Here is a 13,997-nt window from a genome sequence, read left to right on the forward strand (position 1 = left end):
CACAGGTGAGCACCGCCAGCGGGCCGAGCAGGCGCATACGGGTGGGTGGCGGGATGAACCGCGTGAGGACGAGTCCGCCGAGGAAGGCGCCGACCGACGAGCCCGCCATGATGAACCCGGCCGCGGCGGCACCCGCGTCGAGTTCGGCGGCCATCGGGTTGGCCAACCCGTAGGGGATGCCGTACAGACCGGCGAGCCAGGCGAGCAGCGCCAGGGTGCGCAGCCGCCGGTCGGCGAAGACGAGCTTGGCGCCGTCGCGGGTCATCTCGACGAACCCGGGGCGGTCCTCCTTCTCACCACGGGGCGAGGGGCGGGCCCTGACCCCCAGCAGCACGATGAGCGCGGACAGCACGAAGAGGCCGCCGGTCGACATCACGGTGATGTTGGGGCCGATGAAGGAGACGATCAGGCCTCCGGCGACCAGACCGGCGAGCATGCCGATCTGCGTGGTGAGCTGGATGATGGCCGTGCTCGCCACGTAGCGCTCACCCTGGACGATCTCCGCCATCATCGCCGCGCGGGCCGCGGCGAAGGGGATCGACGGCACCACCGAGCAGAACAGCAGTATCCAGACGGCCCAGATCGGCATGCCGGGGATGCCGATGAGCACGATGACGAACGCGCGCGCGAGGTCGCAGGCGATCATGACGCGGCGGCGCGGGAAGAGGTCGGCGAGGCCCGCGATGAGGGGGCTGATGATCGGTGGCAGGAAGGTCAGGGCCAGGGTGACGCCCGCGGCGAGCGCGGAGCCGGTGATCTGGAAGACGAGGACGCTGGTGGCGATGTTCAGCAGGTTCGTGCCGATCATCGAGAGTGCGTGGGCGAGCCAGACGGACCGGAACTCGCCGATCGCCATGACGTCGCGGTAGCTGCTCCGCCAGTCGTCGTTCTCGGGGGCGCTCGAAGACTCGTGGTCTCCGTTGTCAGGTGTGTTGTCGAGGCGCGGATTGGCCACCCGGCACTCCCTTACTGTTACAGGGTTGTAATCACGCTGTGTCGTGTCCCAATAACCAACAGTTCCGGAAGGTGAGCTTCGTCGCAAGTCGTTCCGGGGAATTCGTGTCTGATTCGTTGCTGAGTGTGAGGAATGCTGGACGGATTCGGCCGTGCCGTCGGACGTCATGGACGGATTGTCCGCCCTGGTGAGGGGTTGGGGGGAGTAAATTTCCGGCGTGAAGCCCAATGTCGGTTATGCGCATTAGGTGGGATTCCGAGCACCGAGAGTAGTTGCGCGTGTGTCATTGTCCGCCGCTCGGAGGGATGGGCGTGCGCGGGTCAGCCCCAGCCGAGCTCCCCCAGGCGGGAGTCGTCGATCCCGAAGTGGTGGGCGATCTCGTGCACCACGGTCACGAGCACCTCTTCGACCACCTGTTCGGGCGTCTCGCAGAAGGCGCAGATGTTGCGCCGGTAGATGAAGATCTGGTCGGGGAGCACACCGAAATAGGTGTCACCGCGCTCGGTCAGCGGGATGCCCTCGTACAGGCCGAGCAGGCCGTCCGGGGACTCGTCCTCGACGGTGATCACCACGTTGTCCATCAGTTCCGCCAGCTCGGGCGGGATCTGGTCCAGGGCGTCGGCGACCAGTTCCTCGAAGTCCCTGCGTGTCAGTTCCACCACGTCTGCCATTGTGCTGCCTGCACGCGGTTGGTCGGAAGCGACATAACACTCTGGAAGGGGAGGAAACACGGGAGACGGCTCCGGGGGCGGCATGATGGAGGCGTGTTGTCTTGGGAAGTGATCCGCAAGTACGACTTCCGCGGGGCCCTCCGGCGGCTCCGCGGCACCTTCGACCGGCTGCGCGCGGGGCGTGCGTGGAGGTGGGCGTGCGTCGTCGTGGCGGGCCTGGCCGGTGGCTGGCTGGGCCTGGCCCTGGGCGGCCAGGTGGTCACCCCCATCGGCCCGGCGGACGTCACCCTGGGGCTGAGCCCCCAGTGGCGCGGTGAGACGGTCGTCGACGTGGCCCCCCTCGGGCAGTTGTCCTTCGACACCCACAGTGCTCCCATCAAGCTCGAGGCCCGGATCTCCAACATCCGCCTGTCCGCGGCGGAGAGGGTCTTCGCCGATCCCGACGCCATCAACCGCATGGCCGCGGGGATCGGTTCCGACCTGCGCCAGGGCGTGATCGACCTGCTGGTGCGCTCGGCGGTCGCCGCGGTCCTGGGCGCCGCCCTGGTGGGACTGCTGCTCTTCCGGAACGTGTGGCGGGCCCTGGCGAGTGCCCTGGTGGCGCTGTGCGTGCTCGTGGCGTCCGGCGCCGTCGCCGCCAGGACCTTCAACCCCAGCGCCATCGCCGAGCCCCGCTACACGGGTCTGATCGCCGGAGCGCCGCAGGTGGTGGGCGACGCCGAGGAGGTGGTGGGCCGGTTCAGCCAGTACCAGGAACAGCTGGCGGGGCTGATCGGCAACGTGGCGATGATCTACGAGGCGACCTCCACCCTTCCCGTGTACGAGAAGGACGAGTCGGTCATCAGTGTGCTGCACGTGTCCGACGTCCAGCTGAACCCGGCCTCGTGGAGCATCATCCGCACGCTCCTGGACCAGTACAAGGTCGACATGGTGGTCGACTCCGGGGACCTCACCGCCCGGGGCAGCGCGGCCGAGGACGCGTTCGCCGACGAGATCGGCACGCTGGACGTCCCGTACGTGTGGGTGCGCGGTCAGCACGACTCCATGGGGACGCAGCGCGCGGTGGCGGCGCAGGAGAACGCCGTGGTGCTGGACGGCGGGATCCAGGAGGTGGGCGGCCTGACCTTCTACGGATCGGGGGATCCCAGGTTCCTGCCGGACCCGACCCGGATCAACCCCACCGACGCCGAGGTGGCCGCGCAGGGTGAGGAGGAGGCCCAGGAGGTGATCGACTCCCGTGAGGACGTGGACGTGGCCGTGATGCACACGCGCACGCAGGCGGAGGCCTTCGACGGGGTCGTTCCCCTGGTCCTGACCGGCGACTCGCGCCTGCGGTCCACAGAACTCACCGACCTGGGCACCAGGTTCCTCGAACAGGGGTCCACCGGCGGCGCCGGTGTACGTGGTCTGGATCACGGTTCCGATCAGCCGACCCCGTACCAGGCGTCGGTGCTGTACTTCGACGCCGAGACGGGGCGCCTCCAGGCCCGCGACGACATCGACCTGGGCGGTATCGGGCTCACGTCGGCGCAGGTCGAGCGGCATATCGAGGCTGACCCGCAGCGCCTGGTGGGGGATTCCACCGAGGAACCGGAGGAGGAACCGAGCGGAGGGGAGCGCAGTCCCTGACGGATGCGTCGGCGCAGGTGGGGGAGGTGTCGGCCGATCGGGGGAATCGCTTTGGTGTTGGTTGGGGATCTCCCCTATGCTTGACCTGTCACACGGGCCCCCATCGTCTAGCGGCCTAGGACGCCGCCCTTTCAAGGCGGTAGCGCGGGTTCGAATCCCGTTGGGGGTACGAGGCGGTTCGAGCACTGTCGGATGTCTGGCAGAATGAGAACCGCAGCCAGGCGCGGGCCCCCGGGTCCGGCGCCACAACAGAACAAGGTCCTGTGGAGCAGTTAGGAGTGCTCGCCACCCTGTCAAGGTGGAGGCCGCGGGTTCAAATCCCGTCAGGACCGCTGTCGCCGAGCCACTTCGGCGACGTGGCTAGGTAGCTCAGTTGGTACGAGCGTCCGCCTGAAAAGCGGAAGGTCGGCGGTTCGACCCCGCCCCTAGCCACTTTCAGCAGACATGCGAAGAGGCCCCGCCACCTGCGGAAGCAGGCGGCGGGGCCTTTGCGTTGGTCGATGGACGGCGGCGGGTCTCGGCGGGTGCCTGCGGCCAATGCGCGGCCACGTCCGAGCGTCTGCCCACACTGCTTCCCACTCCCGGGCCGCGTGGTCGGTGGCCTTCGGCGCATGGTGGAACACGGCTGGAGGTGCGGTGAAAGTCCCCGTGGAGTTGGTCGGTGCTCAGATCACGCGAACGGCCTTCGACCACCAGGTCAGGATCACCTTCACCGGCCACGGCCCCGACGGCCGGGTCCGCCTCGACGGCGAACTCGTCATCGAGACCGCGCTGTCCCTGACGGATGCGGGTGGCGGACAGGTCGTCCTGTCGCCGGGGACCGGTACCCGGCTGGCACCGCTGCTCGGCCTGTTCGCCAGGACCGTCACCGAGGTCGAGGTCACGGGTTCCGGCACTCTGCGCATTCGTTTCGACGACGGCGCGGGGCTGGGTGTCGAGCCGGACCCCGACCACGAGTCGTGGAGCCTCACCGGTTCCGGGTTCGGTCCCGTCCTGGTGGGACCGGGCGGGGAAGACGGCTGGCAGCACTGATCAGCAGAGGCCCGGTCGGGCTGTGGGAAGCCTGGTGAGCGCTGGGACGGCCTCAGGCCGGCTGCGGGCCCTTCCGCCGCACACCTTCCGTCCATGAGCCTCAGACAGGCGAGGCGCGAGCGCTGCCGCCCTGCCCCGAGCGCGGCTGACGGCCGCGCTGGTTGGCGTCCTGACGCGGCACGACGACGGTTCCGGGCCCGGGAAAAGCGGTCGCCACGGCGGCCCGCATGCGGCACAGTGCACCCATGGGCACCAGGCGAGGGCTGAACCGGGACGGGACGATCGCGCGTGAGGGCTCGCTGGCGCGGGTCCCCCCGGCCTTCGCCCCGGTCGTGGACGCCGTCCGCGCCAGGGTCCCCCGGGTGTTCGGCGACCGCCTGCACAGCGCCTACCTCTACGGCAGCATCCCCCGGGGCACCGCCGTGCCCGGAGTCTCGGACCTCGACCTGCTGGCGGTCCTCGCGGAGGAACCGACCGGGACCGACCGCTCAAGGGCCGCCGCGCTGGGGGAGGAAATCGACACCGCCTTCGCCCAGGTGGACGGGGCCGGAGTCCTGGTGAGCGGGGTCGGCACACTGCTCAGCGATCTCGAACGCCACGACGGGGGCTTCTTCGTCGCCTGCCTGTGCACCCCGCTGCTCGGACCGGACCTCGCCGAGCGGCTGCCCCCGTACCGGCCGACCTCCCTGCTCGCCCGCGAGACCAACGGCGACCTGCACACGGCGCTGGCCCGCTGGCGGAGGGAGGCGCGCGCCGCGCGCACGGACGCCGAACGCCGGTCCCTGTGCAGGCGCGTCACCCGCCGGGTGGTCCGGACCGGGTTCACGCTGGTCATGCCCCGCTGGGGTGGCTGGACGAGCGACCTGGACGAGAGCGCCGAGGTCTTCGGCCGCTACTACCCCGCGAGGGCACGTCCGATGCGGTTCGCGGCGACCGCGGCACGCACACCGCGGTCGGCCACGGACGTGGTCGAGGAGGTCCTCGGGGACCTGGCTCCCTGGCTCGCCGACGAGTACACGGCCGTGCACGGCCGGAAGCAGGCCCGGGGATGAAGCCGACGCCGGTTCACAGGTACCGCCAACACACCGTGTAGGCGTGCTCCGGGAAGTCGGAGCTCTGCCAGGTCTGCCAGCCGTCGTTGCCGCAGAAGCCCGAGGCGTCGTACGGTTTCCGGGGAGCGCGGGGGCGGCCCCGCCCTCAACCGGTGTCCATCGGCCGCTTCTCCCGGGCCCAGGCGGCGATCTCGACGCGGTTGCGCAGACCGAGGCGGGTCCGGCCGCCGGACACGTGTCCCCTCATCGTGCCCGGGGAGATGAACGGTTCGCCGGCCACCAGGACCCGGGGGCGTCGTCGGTGACCCCCACGGCGGTCTCCTCCCCGTTCCGGAGCACCCCGACGGCGCCCGACCCCCGCGTCCGCCGTGCGGCGCTGGCCGGCGACTCCTGAACGGCCCTGTGGGCGGTGGCGGCGACCTCGGGCGGCCGCGTCCCCCCGCCCCCGCCGCAGAGTGGGAACGTCCCCGTCGCATGTCTGGTTCTTCGGGTAGTGTCCGGATCCGTGAGCCACGTGACCACCGCTGACGGAACCCGGATCTGGTACGACGCCTGCGGACAGGGGGACCCCCTCCTGCTCCTCAACGGGCAGTCCCTCGACCACGAGATGTGGGACGGGGTGCACGCCGATCTGGCCGAACACCACAGGGTCGTGCGGATGGACTTCCGCGGTACCGGCGGCAGCGACGCGCCCCTCGACGAGCCCTACACCTTCGAGCTGTTCGTGAACGACGCCCTCGCCGTCCTGGACGCGCTGGAGATCACCCGGACGCACGTCTACGGGTTCTCCATGGGCGGGAAGGTCGCCCAGACCTTCGCCGCCACGGCGCCCGAACGCCTCGGCGCGCTCGTCCTGGGGGCCACGGCGCCCGGTGGGAGCAACGAGGTCGAACGCCCCAGATCCTCCACCCTCGCGCTGCGCCAGGCCAGTACGGCGGCCGGACGCGACATGATCGCCGAGCTCTTCTACACCCCCGCGTGGGCCGCCGCCCACCCCGACACGGTCACCCGCGTCCTGCCGCGCGGACCGCTGCGGGCCCAGCGCCTGCACTTCGGCGCGAGCTCGGGCTACGACGGCTGGGACCTGCTGCCCTCGGTCCAGGCGCCGACCCTGGTCGTGCACGGTGAGGACGACCTCCTCACCCCGGTAGGCAACGCCGCCCTCCTCGCGGAACGGATCCCCGGCGCCCGGTTGCTGGTCCTGCCCGGCACGCGCCACGGCTACCTGCACGAGGGCGGGGACAAGGCCACGCACGAGGTGCTGGACTTCCTCGCGGCGCACCCGGTCTCAGCGCGCGGTTGACCGGAGCGAACGGACGAGGCCGGTCGCCCTCTCCCTGACCGCGCGCTCCTCGGGGGTCTGGTTCGGATCCCCGGCGCGCATGTCCGCGACCCGGTCCAGCAGTCGGACGGGGTCTCCCGCGGTGTGGCGAAGAAAGGGTTCCAGCCCCCGCGCGGCCACCTCGGACAGCGGAGGCGGTGCGCTCAGGGCGACCTGCGCGAAGATCAGCGCCGTCATCGCCACGTCCAGGTCCGGATCCCCCTCCCCGGCGTTGGTCCAGTCGATCACCACCGGTCCGGCCGGGGTGAGCACGACGTTGTCCGGGTGTAGGTCCATGTGCAGCAGGCCGCCGGTCCCCGAGGGCGCGGGCAGCCGGTGCAGCCTGCCCTGGAGGCCGGCCAGCGTCCGGCCCATGTCCTCGGCGTCCATCGACCCCGACAGCCCGGCGTGCAGCATGGTGTGCCCGTACAGGCGCTCCATCACCAGGTCGGGCCCCTCGACCCGGTGCACGGCGGGCACGGGGTAGCCGTGCGCGGCGGCGTGCGCCATCACGGCGGCTTCCCGTGCGGGGCTGCGGCCGTCCCGGTTGCGGCGCAGCACGGTGTGCTCGTCGAGCGCGAAGACGTCGGCGTCGCGCCCGGAGGCGAGTAAGGAGGGTTCGGTCATGCGGAGAGGCTAGTCCCGCCACCCGCGTCAGGACAGGGGAGGGCCCGGCGGGAGGTCGTTGCGGAGCCTGTCCAGCATGCGGCGGTCGCGCTTGGTCGGTCGCCCCGCGCCCCGGTCCCGCCTGATGACGGGCATGGTCGCCTCCGGCGGAGGGGTGGGCGTCCTGTCGACGTAGCAGCGCGTGGCGATCGGCGCGCCCACGCGCTTGGCTATGACATGGCTCACGTCGACCGTGCGCGTGGTCCCGTGCAGCCGGACCCGGACCTCGTCGCCGACCCTGACCGCCGTGGCGGGCTTGGCCGGGCGGTCGTTGACGCGCACGTGTCCGCCACGACAGGCCTGAGCGGCGTCCGAACGCGTCTTGGTGAGGCGCACGGCCCACAGCCAGCGGTCGACCCGGGTGCTCTCCGGGCCCGACGGCAGCGGCGCCGATGACTCGTTCACGCCGGTTTCCTCCCTCTGTCCCCTGCGCTCTCCGCCACTCTAGGCGGCCACCGGTACGAAGTACTCCGAAGTCGCGCTAGAGTTGTACCAGCAGCGAGGTCCTGTGGAGCAGTTAGGAGTGCTCGCCACCCTGTCAAGGTGGAGGCCGCGGGTTCAAATCCCGTCAGGACCGCATGAGGAAGGCCCGGTGTCGGCAGGCACCGGGCCTTCGGCGTTTCCCGGCCGGTGCGGACCGTTCGCGGCGCCGCGAACGGTCCGCGGGGCGGAGGGCACCGAGCACAGGAGGAGGGACCTTGGGCTACCGGTACGCCGTCGAGCGGACCGACCACTCGGCCCTGGCGAGCGGACACGTGCTGCGGTCCGCGCCGGGCTTTCCGGGCTTCCCGGTGCGGCTGGCCAGCGAGCTGTTCCAGCGGGCGATGGTGCACACCGGGGAGGGGCCCGTGCGCCTGTGGGACCCGTGCTGCGGCAGCGGTTACCTGGTGACCGTGCTCGGCTTCCTGCACCGGGAACGCCTCACCCACGTCCGCGCCACGGACGTGGACGCCGACGCGGTCGCCCTGGCCGCGCGCAACCTGCGGCTGCTGACGGCCGAGGGGCTCGTGGAGCGCGAGGAGGAACTGCGCCGGTCCGCCCGGGACTTCGGCCGGGTGGCCTTCGTGGAGCGTGCCGAGGCCACCCGCGACCTGGCGGCGGGGCTGGCCGCGCAGGGCGGCGACCTGCCCCACGACACGGCGGTGGCGGACGTGTTCTCCCCGGAGGACCCCGTGGACGCCGACCTGGTCGTGACGGACGTGCCCTACGGCGAGATGACCCGGTGGGCGGGTGCCGTTCCCGGCGGTGCGGAGCAGCCGATGCGGGGGCTGCTGGGTTCCCTGGGGCGGGTGCTGCCCGAGCACGCCGTCGTGGTGGTGACGGCCCGCACGCGGCGGATCGCGCTGCCCGAGGGCGTGCGCGCACTGGAACGGGTGAAGGTCGGCAACCGGGCCGCGGCGCTGGTCCGCGCCCGCGACATCGCGTCGACGCGGTGATCGGGAGGATGCCGGGATCAGCGCGGTTCAGAGCTCTCGCGCCACGCCGGTAACGGTTCCGGGAGGCCTCATCCCCGCACGTCGCGGAAGGCCCGCCAGGTGTACAGGGCCACCGCCAGCGAGACCACCGCCAGCAGCACGAAACCCAGCGCGTAGTCGCCCGTCGCCTGGTACACGGCGCCCATGAGCAGCGGCGGGAAGTAACCGCCCAGCCCACCGGCCGCGCCCACCAGGCCGGTGACCGTGCCGACCCTCGACGGCTCCACCAGTTTCGCGACCAGCGCGAACACGGCTCCCGTGCCCAGGCCGAGGGACAGCGCGATCAGCACGAACGCCGCACCGGCCGGGAACTCCGCGGGCGGGTGCAGGGCCAGTACGACCGCGAACACGCACGTGCCGACGAACGAGACCAGGCACACCCTCACCGGACCGATCCGGTCCGACAGGACGCCGCCGACCGGCCGCGCGGCCACGGCGGCGATCGCGAACCCGGCGGTGCGCAGGCCCGCGTCGGTCTGCGCGTACTCGTACCCCAGCGTCAGCAGTGTCGGCAGGTAGGTGGAGAAGGCGACGAAACCCCCGAAGGCCACCGCGTACAGCAGCGACGCCTGCCAGGTCGCCTTCAGCCGCAGTGCCTCGCGCATGCGCGGCAGCGCGGGTTCCCCGCGCGGTGTCCACGTCGGCGCGTCCCGGCTGAACAGCCACATCACCACGCCCATGACCGCCAGCGCGGCGCACACCAGCAGGTGCGTGGTCAGGAGCCCCACGGCGTTCACCAGCCACGGTGTGAGGAACGACGACAGCGCGGTGCCGCCCATCCCCGCGCCGAACACGCCCGTGGCGAACCCGCGCCGGTTCGCCTGGTACCACGCGTTCACGAAGGGGATGCCGACCGCGAACGACGTACCGGCCACGCCCAGGAAGAAGCCCCACAGCAGGAGCATCCCGTAGGAGTCTCCCGAGATCCCCACCAGGAACGTCGGCACGATGCTCACGAAGCACAGGACCGTGAACATCAGCCGTCCGCCGTGGCGGTCGGTCAGCGCGCCCACGGGGATGCGCCCCAGAGCGCCCACCAGCACGGGGAACGCCACCAGGATCGACGTCTGCGTGGGTGTCAGACCCAGGCTCTCGGTGTAGGTGCGCGACAGGGGGCCGATGAGGTTCCACGCCCAGAAGGTCAGGGTGAACGCCGTGGTCGCCAGCGCGAGGTTGGCGCTCGCGGTCCCCGGACGTGTCGCCCGCTCCCCTGATCCCGTACGCATGTACGGCTCCTTTCCTTGGCCGTTCCAGGCGATTGTCACCGATCCGGTGTGTGATGCGCCTTTTCTCACGCCGGAGAAGGCATATTTGTTAACGGAATGTGGTGGGGTCCGGGAATGCCCTCCACGGGAAATGCAAGGGGCGGTAAATGGGGGGTTCTCCGTATGGCGGCGAAGAGTAAAGGCGACGGCGCCGGTGACGCCCTTCTGGGGCTGGGGTCGTACCTGACCCGCTCGCAGCCGCTGGACGGTAACCGCGCCCAGGTCAGGAAGGGCGGGCGTCAGGGTGACGCCTTCTACCGCGACCGGTGGAGCCACGACCGCGTGGTCCGTTCCACGCACGGCGTGAACTGCACCGGCTCCTGTTCCTGGAATGTTTATGTCAAAGACGGAATCATCACCTGGGAGACCCAGGCCACCGACTACCCCTCCGTCGGCCCGGACCGCCCCGAATACGAACCGCGCGGATGCCCGCGCGGAGCCGCTTTCTCCTGGTACACCTATTCACCGACCCGGGTCCGCTTCCCCTACGCCCGCGGCGTTCTCGTCGAGATGTACCGGGAGGCGCGCGGACGCCTCGGCGACCCGGTGGCGGCCTGGGAGGAGATCACCACCGACCCCGCCAAACGCCGCCGCTACCATCGGGCCCGGGGCAAGGGCGGCCTGGTCCGGGTCACCTGGGACGAGGCCCTGGAGATCGCCGCCGCGTCGCACGTGCTCACCATCAGGAGGTACGGCCCCGACCGCGTCGCCGGGTTCTCCCCGATCCCCGCGATGTCGATGGTCTCCCACGGCGTGGGAGCGCGCTTCGTGAACCTGATCGGCGGCTCCATGCTGTCGTTCTACGACTGGTACGCCGACCTGCCCGTCGCCTCCCCGCAGGTGTTCGGCGACCAGACCGACGTCCCCGAGTCCGGCGACTGGTGGGACGCCGCCTACCTCGTGCTGTGGGGCTCCAACGTTCCCGTCACCCGCACCCCCGACGCCCACTGGATGGCCGAGGCCCGTTACCGCGGTCAGAAGGTCGTCGTCGTCTCACCCGACTACAGCGACGCCACCAAGTTCGCCGACGAGTGGCTGGCGCCCCACCCGGGCACGGACGGGGCCCTGGCGATGGCCATGGGACACGTGATCCTCAGGGAGCGGTTCGTCGACCGCACCACACCGCGCTTCGACGACTACGTGCGCCGCTACACCGACCTGCCGTTCCTCGTGTCCCTCGACGATCGCGGCGGCCGACTCGTCCCCGGCAAGTTCCTCACCGCGGCCGATCTGGGCGACACCGGGGAGAACGCCGTGTGGAAGCCGATGGTCTGGCCGGAGGGCGAGGACGCGCCCGTCGCGCCCAACGGCACCATCGGCCACCGCTGGGGCGACGCCGGAGTCGGCAGGTGGAACCTGGACCTGGAGGGCCGTGTCCCCGCCCTCACCCTCCACGAGGGGGAGGCCGTCGAGGTCGCCCTCAACCGCTTCGACGCCCCCGGCGGCACCGCCGAGGCCGTCACCCGCGGCGTCCCGGTCCGCAGGGTCGGCGACCGCCTCGTCACCACCGTCTTCGACCTGGTGCTGGCCCAGTACGGGGTACACCGGCCCGGTCTGCCCGGTACCTGGCCCACCGGCTACGACGATCCCGCCGGACCCTGCACCCCCGCCTGGCAGGAGGAGCTCACCGGGGTCCCCGCCGACCGCGCGGCCCGCATCGCCCGTGAGTTCGCCGACACCGCCGAGGCCTCCGGCGGCCGGGCCATGATCATCCTCGGCGCGGGCACCAACCAGTGGTTCCACGGCGAGAACGCCTACCGCGCCTTCCTGTCCCTGCTGCTGCTCACCGGCTGCCAGGGCGTCAACGGCGGCGGGTGGGCCCACTACGTCGGCCAGGAGAAGTGCCGGACCCTCGCCGGGTGGACGGCGTACGCCTCCGCCGCGGACTGGGTCCGGCCGCCGCGCTTCATGGCCGGGACCTCCTACTGGTACCTGCACACCGACCAGTGGCGCTACGACACCTACCGCGCCGACGCCCTCGCCTCACCGCTCGGCCCGGGGAGGGTGCGCGGCCAGCACACCGCCGACCTGGTCGCCGCATCCGCCCGGATGGGATGGATGCCCTCCCACCCCACCTTCGACCGCAACCCGATCCAGCTCGGCCGCGAGGCGGAGGAGCGCGGACAGGACCCCGCGGAGTACGTCGCCGACCAGTTGGAGAGCGGTGCCCTGCGCTTCGCCGCCGAGGACCCCGACGATCCCGCCAACTGGCCGCGGACCCTCACCGTGTGGCGGTCCAACCTGCTGGGCTCCTCGGCCAAGGGCAACGAGTACTTCCTCAGACACCTGCTCGGCACCCGCTCCAACCTGCTGGCCGAGCCCGCCGGCCCGGACGACCGGCCCCGCGACGTCGCCTGGCGGGAGGAGGTGCCCGAGGGCAAGCTCGACCTGCTGCTGTCCGTCGACTTCCGCATGACCAGCACGACCCTGCTGTCCGACATCGTCCTGCCCGCCGCGACCTGGTACGAGAAGTACGACCTGTCCACCACGGACATGCACCCCTACGTGCACGCGTTCAACCCGGCCATCGACCCGCCCTGGGAGACCCGCACCGACTTCGACGCCTTCCACGCCCTGGCGAGGGTGTTCAGCGCCCTGGCCGCCGAGCACCTCGGGGAGGCCACCGACCTGGTGGCCGTGCCCCACCAGCACGACACCCCCGGCGAACTCGCCCAGCCGCACGGTGTCCCGCCGGACTGGAAGGCGGACGGGGAACGGCCCGTCCCCGGCCGCACCATGCCCGGCATCGTGCCCGTGCGCCGCAACTACTCGGAGGTCGCGCAGAAGATGGCCTCCCTGGGGCCGCTGGCCGAGTCCCGGGGGCTGCCGGTCAAGGGCGTGTCCCTCATCCCCGACCGGGAGGTGGACTGGCTGCGCGAACGCAACGGCGCCGTGCGCGGCGGCGTCGCCGACGGCCGCCCGTCACTGGACACCGACGTCAAGGCGTGCGAGACGATCCTGGCCCTGTCCGGCACCAGCAACGGCCGCCTGGCCGCGCAGGGCTTCCGGAGCCTCGCCGAGCGCACCGGCACCGACATGGACGAACTGGTCCACGGCGCGGCCGAGCGCCGGGTGGTCTTCTCCGACGCGCGCCGGGGCCCCACACCGGTCGGCAGCAGCCCGGAGTGGTCGGGCAAGGAGGCGCCGGACCGCCGCTACTCGCCGTTCACCGTCAACGTCGAGCACGACAAGCCCTGGCACACCCTCACCGGACGCCAGCACTTCTACGTCGACCACGACTGGATGCACGAGTTCGGCGAGGCCCTGCCCGTCTACCGGCCACCACTCGACATCAGCCGCCTGTTCGGCGAACCCCGGATCGGGCCGACCGGCCAGCGGGAGGTCGTGGTGCGCTACCTGACCCCGCACTCCAAGTGGTCCATCCACTCCGAGTACCAGGACAACCTGCTGTTGCAGACCCTCTCGCGGGGCGGCCCCACCATCTGGATGAGCACCGCCGACGCCGAGGCGATCGGCGCGGCCGACAACGACTGGGTGGAGGCGGTCAACCGCAACGGCGTGGTGGTGGCGCGGCTGGTGGTCTCCCACCGGATGCCCACCGGAACCGTGTACATGTACCACGTGCAGGAACGCACCATCGACGTGCCCAGGAGCGAGACCACCGGCAGGCGCGGCGGCATCCACAACTCGCTCACCCGCCTCCTGGTCAAGCCCACCCACCTCATCGGCGGGTACGCGCAGCTCTCCTTCGCCTTCAACTACCTCGGCCCGACCGGAAACCAGCGCGACGAGGTCACCGTCGTGCGCAGACGGACCACGGAGGTGCGTTACTGATGGCACGCCAGACGGGGAGGGCCCCCGGGAGGGGGAGGACCGGCGGTGCCGACGGCGGGCGGCCGATCGGCAGGGTCATGGCGCAGGTCGCCATGGTGATGAACCTGGACAAGTGCATCGGCTGCCACACCTGCTC

The 13,997-nt window shown here is 71.4% G+C and carries 12 protein-coding genes and 4 tRNA genes; 10 read left to right on the forward strand and 6 right to left on the reverse strand.

The window, feature by feature from the left end; all coding sequences use genetic code 11:
- Together D455_RS0127110 and D455_RS0127115 are read right to left on the reverse strand one after the other, a co-directional pair.
- Positions 1 to 955 (reverse strand): MFS transporter (locus D455_RS0127110; protein ID WP_017573799.1); only part of this gene is annotated, 955 nt, incomplete at its 3' end.
- 320 nt (positions 956 to 1,275) lie between these two features.
- The gene (locus D455_RS0127115) at positions 1,276 to 1,626 is read right to left on the reverse strand and encodes a metallopeptidase family protein (protein ID WP_017573800.1); all 351 of its coding nucleotides are present in this window, start codon (positions 1,624 to 1,626) and stop codon (positions 1,276 to 1,278) included.
- A 96-nt stretch (positions 1,627 to 1,722) separates the two neighbouring features.
- Here D455_RS0127115 and D455_RS0127120 point away from each other — a divergent pair, with 96 nt between their 5' ends.
- From D455_RS0127120 to D455_RS0127145, 6 genes are all read left to right on the forward strand, one after another.
- The gene (locus D455_RS0127120; RefSeq protein WP_026123028.1) at positions 1,723 to 3,255 is read left to right on the forward strand and encodes a metallophosphoesterase family protein; all 1,533 of its coding nucleotides are present in this window, start codon (positions 1,723 to 1,725) and stop codon (positions 3,253 to 3,255) included.
- A gap of 96 nt (positions 3,256 to 3,351) precedes the next feature.
- Positions 3,352 to 3,424 (forward strand) — tRNA-Glu (locus D455_RS0127125).
- Between the two features lie 88 nt (positions 3,425 to 3,512).
- Positions 3,513 to 3,587, forward strand: a tRNA-Asp gene (locus D455_RS0127130).
- 26 nt (positions 3,588 to 3,613) lie between these two features.
- Positions 3,614 to 3,687 (forward strand) — tRNA-Phe (locus tag D455_RS0127135).
- Positions 3,688 to 3,891: 204 nt separating this feature from the next.
- A complete protein-coding gene (locus D455_RS0127140; RefSeq protein ID WP_026123029.1) occupies positions 3,892 to 4,287 on the forward strand; it encodes a DUF6188 family protein in 396 nt (131 codons plus the stop codon).
- Positions 4,288 to 4,532: 245 nt separating this feature from the next.
- Complete coding sequence (locus D455_RS0127145; protein WP_206539299.1) at positions 4,533 to 5,339, forward strand: nucleotidyltransferase domain-containing protein; 807 nt, start codon at positions 4,533 to 4,535, stop codon at positions 5,337 to 5,339.
- 145 nt (positions 5,340 to 5,484) lie between these two features.
- Here D455_RS0127145 and D455_RS35965 read toward each other — a convergent pair whose 3' ends face one another.
- Positions 5,485 to 5,619 (reverse strand): helix-turn-helix domain-containing protein, encoded by a 135-nt coding sequence (locus D455_RS35965; RefSeq protein WP_017573804.1) that lies wholly within the window; start codon positions 5,617 to 5,619, stop codon positions 5,485 to 5,487.
- Positions 5,620 to 5,844: 225 nt separating this feature from the next.
- Here D455_RS35965 and D455_RS0127155 point away from each other — a divergent pair, with 225 nt between their 5' ends.
- Entirely contained in the window at positions 5,845 to 6,642 is a 798-nt protein-coding gene (locus tag D455_RS0127155) for an alpha/beta fold hydrolase (RefSeq protein ID WP_026123030.1), read from the forward strand.
- Here the strand turns inward: D455_RS0127155 and D455_RS0127160 are convergent.
- Entirely contained in the window at positions 6,628 to 7,287 is a 660-nt protein-coding gene (locus tag D455_RS0127160; RefSeq protein WP_017573806.1) for a phosphotransferase, read from the reverse strand. The two genes, D455_RS0127155 and D455_RS0127160, sit on opposite strands and share 15 nt — an antisense overlap.
- 27 nt (positions 7,288 to 7,314) lie before the next feature.
- A complete protein-coding gene (locus D455_RS0127165; protein WP_017573807.1) occupies positions 7,315 to 7,731 on the reverse strand; it encodes an RNA-binding S4 domain-containing protein in 417 nt (138 codons plus the stop codon).
- A 97-nt stretch (positions 7,732 to 7,828) separates the two neighbouring features.
- On the opposite strand from D455_RS0127165, the gene D455_RS0127170 reads away from it, so the two are divergent.
- Positions 7,829 to 7,903: transfer RNA gene (locus D455_RS0127170), tRNA-Asp, on the forward strand.
- Between the two features lie 121 nt (positions 7,904 to 8,024).
- Positions 8,025 to 8,762, forward strand: coding sequence for an rRNA methyltransferase (locus D455_RS0127175; protein ID WP_017573808.1), 738 nt, complete (start codon positions 8,025 to 8,027; stop codon positions 8,760 to 8,762).
- Between the two features lie 68 nt (positions 8,763 to 8,830).
- Here D455_RS0127175 and D455_RS0127180 read toward each other — a convergent pair whose 3' ends face one another.
- Entirely contained in the window at positions 8,831 to 10,027 is a 1,197-nt protein-coding gene (locus tag D455_RS0127180; RefSeq protein WP_017573809.1) for an MFS transporter, read from the reverse strand.
- Positions 10,028 to 10,189: 162 nt separating this feature from the next.
- Between D455_RS0127180 and D455_RS0127185 the strand changes: the two genes are divergently transcribed.
- Entirely contained in the window at positions 10,190 to 13,861 is a 3,672-nt protein-coding gene (locus D455_RS0127185) for a nitrate reductase subunit alpha (RefSeq protein ID WP_017573810.1), read from the forward strand.
- Positions 13,862 to 13,997 lie beyond the last annotated feature (136 nt).

Origin of the sequence: Nocardiopsis halotolerans DSM 44410 (assembly GCF_000341065.1) — a bacterium.
GTDB lineage: Bacteria > Actinomycetota > Actinomycetes > Streptosporangiales > Streptosporangiaceae > Nocardiopsis > Nocardiopsis halotolerans.

Bases quoted from the DNA above. Each gene is read 5' to 3' on its own strand.
- D455_RS0127115 (WP_017573800.1), bottom strand. From the start codon at position 1,626: ATGGCAGACGTGGTGGAACTGACACGCAGGGACTTCGAGGAACTGGTC.
- D455_RS0127145 (WP_206539299.1), top strand. From the start codon at position 4,533: ATGGGCACCAGGCGAGGGCTGAACCGGGACGGGACGATCGCGCGTGAG.
- D455_RS0127160 (WP_017573806.1), bottom strand. From the start codon at position 7,287: ATGACCGAACCCTCCTTACTCGCCTCCGGGCGCGACGCCGACGTCTTC.
- D455_RS0127180 (WP_017573809.1), bottom strand. From the start codon at position 10,027: ATGCGTACGGGATCAGGGGAGCGGGCGACACGTCCGGGGACCGCGAGC.
- D455_RS0127185 (WP_017573810.1), top strand. From the start codon at position 10,190: ATGGCGGCGAAGAGTAAAGGCGACGGCGCCGGTGACGCCCTTCTGGGG.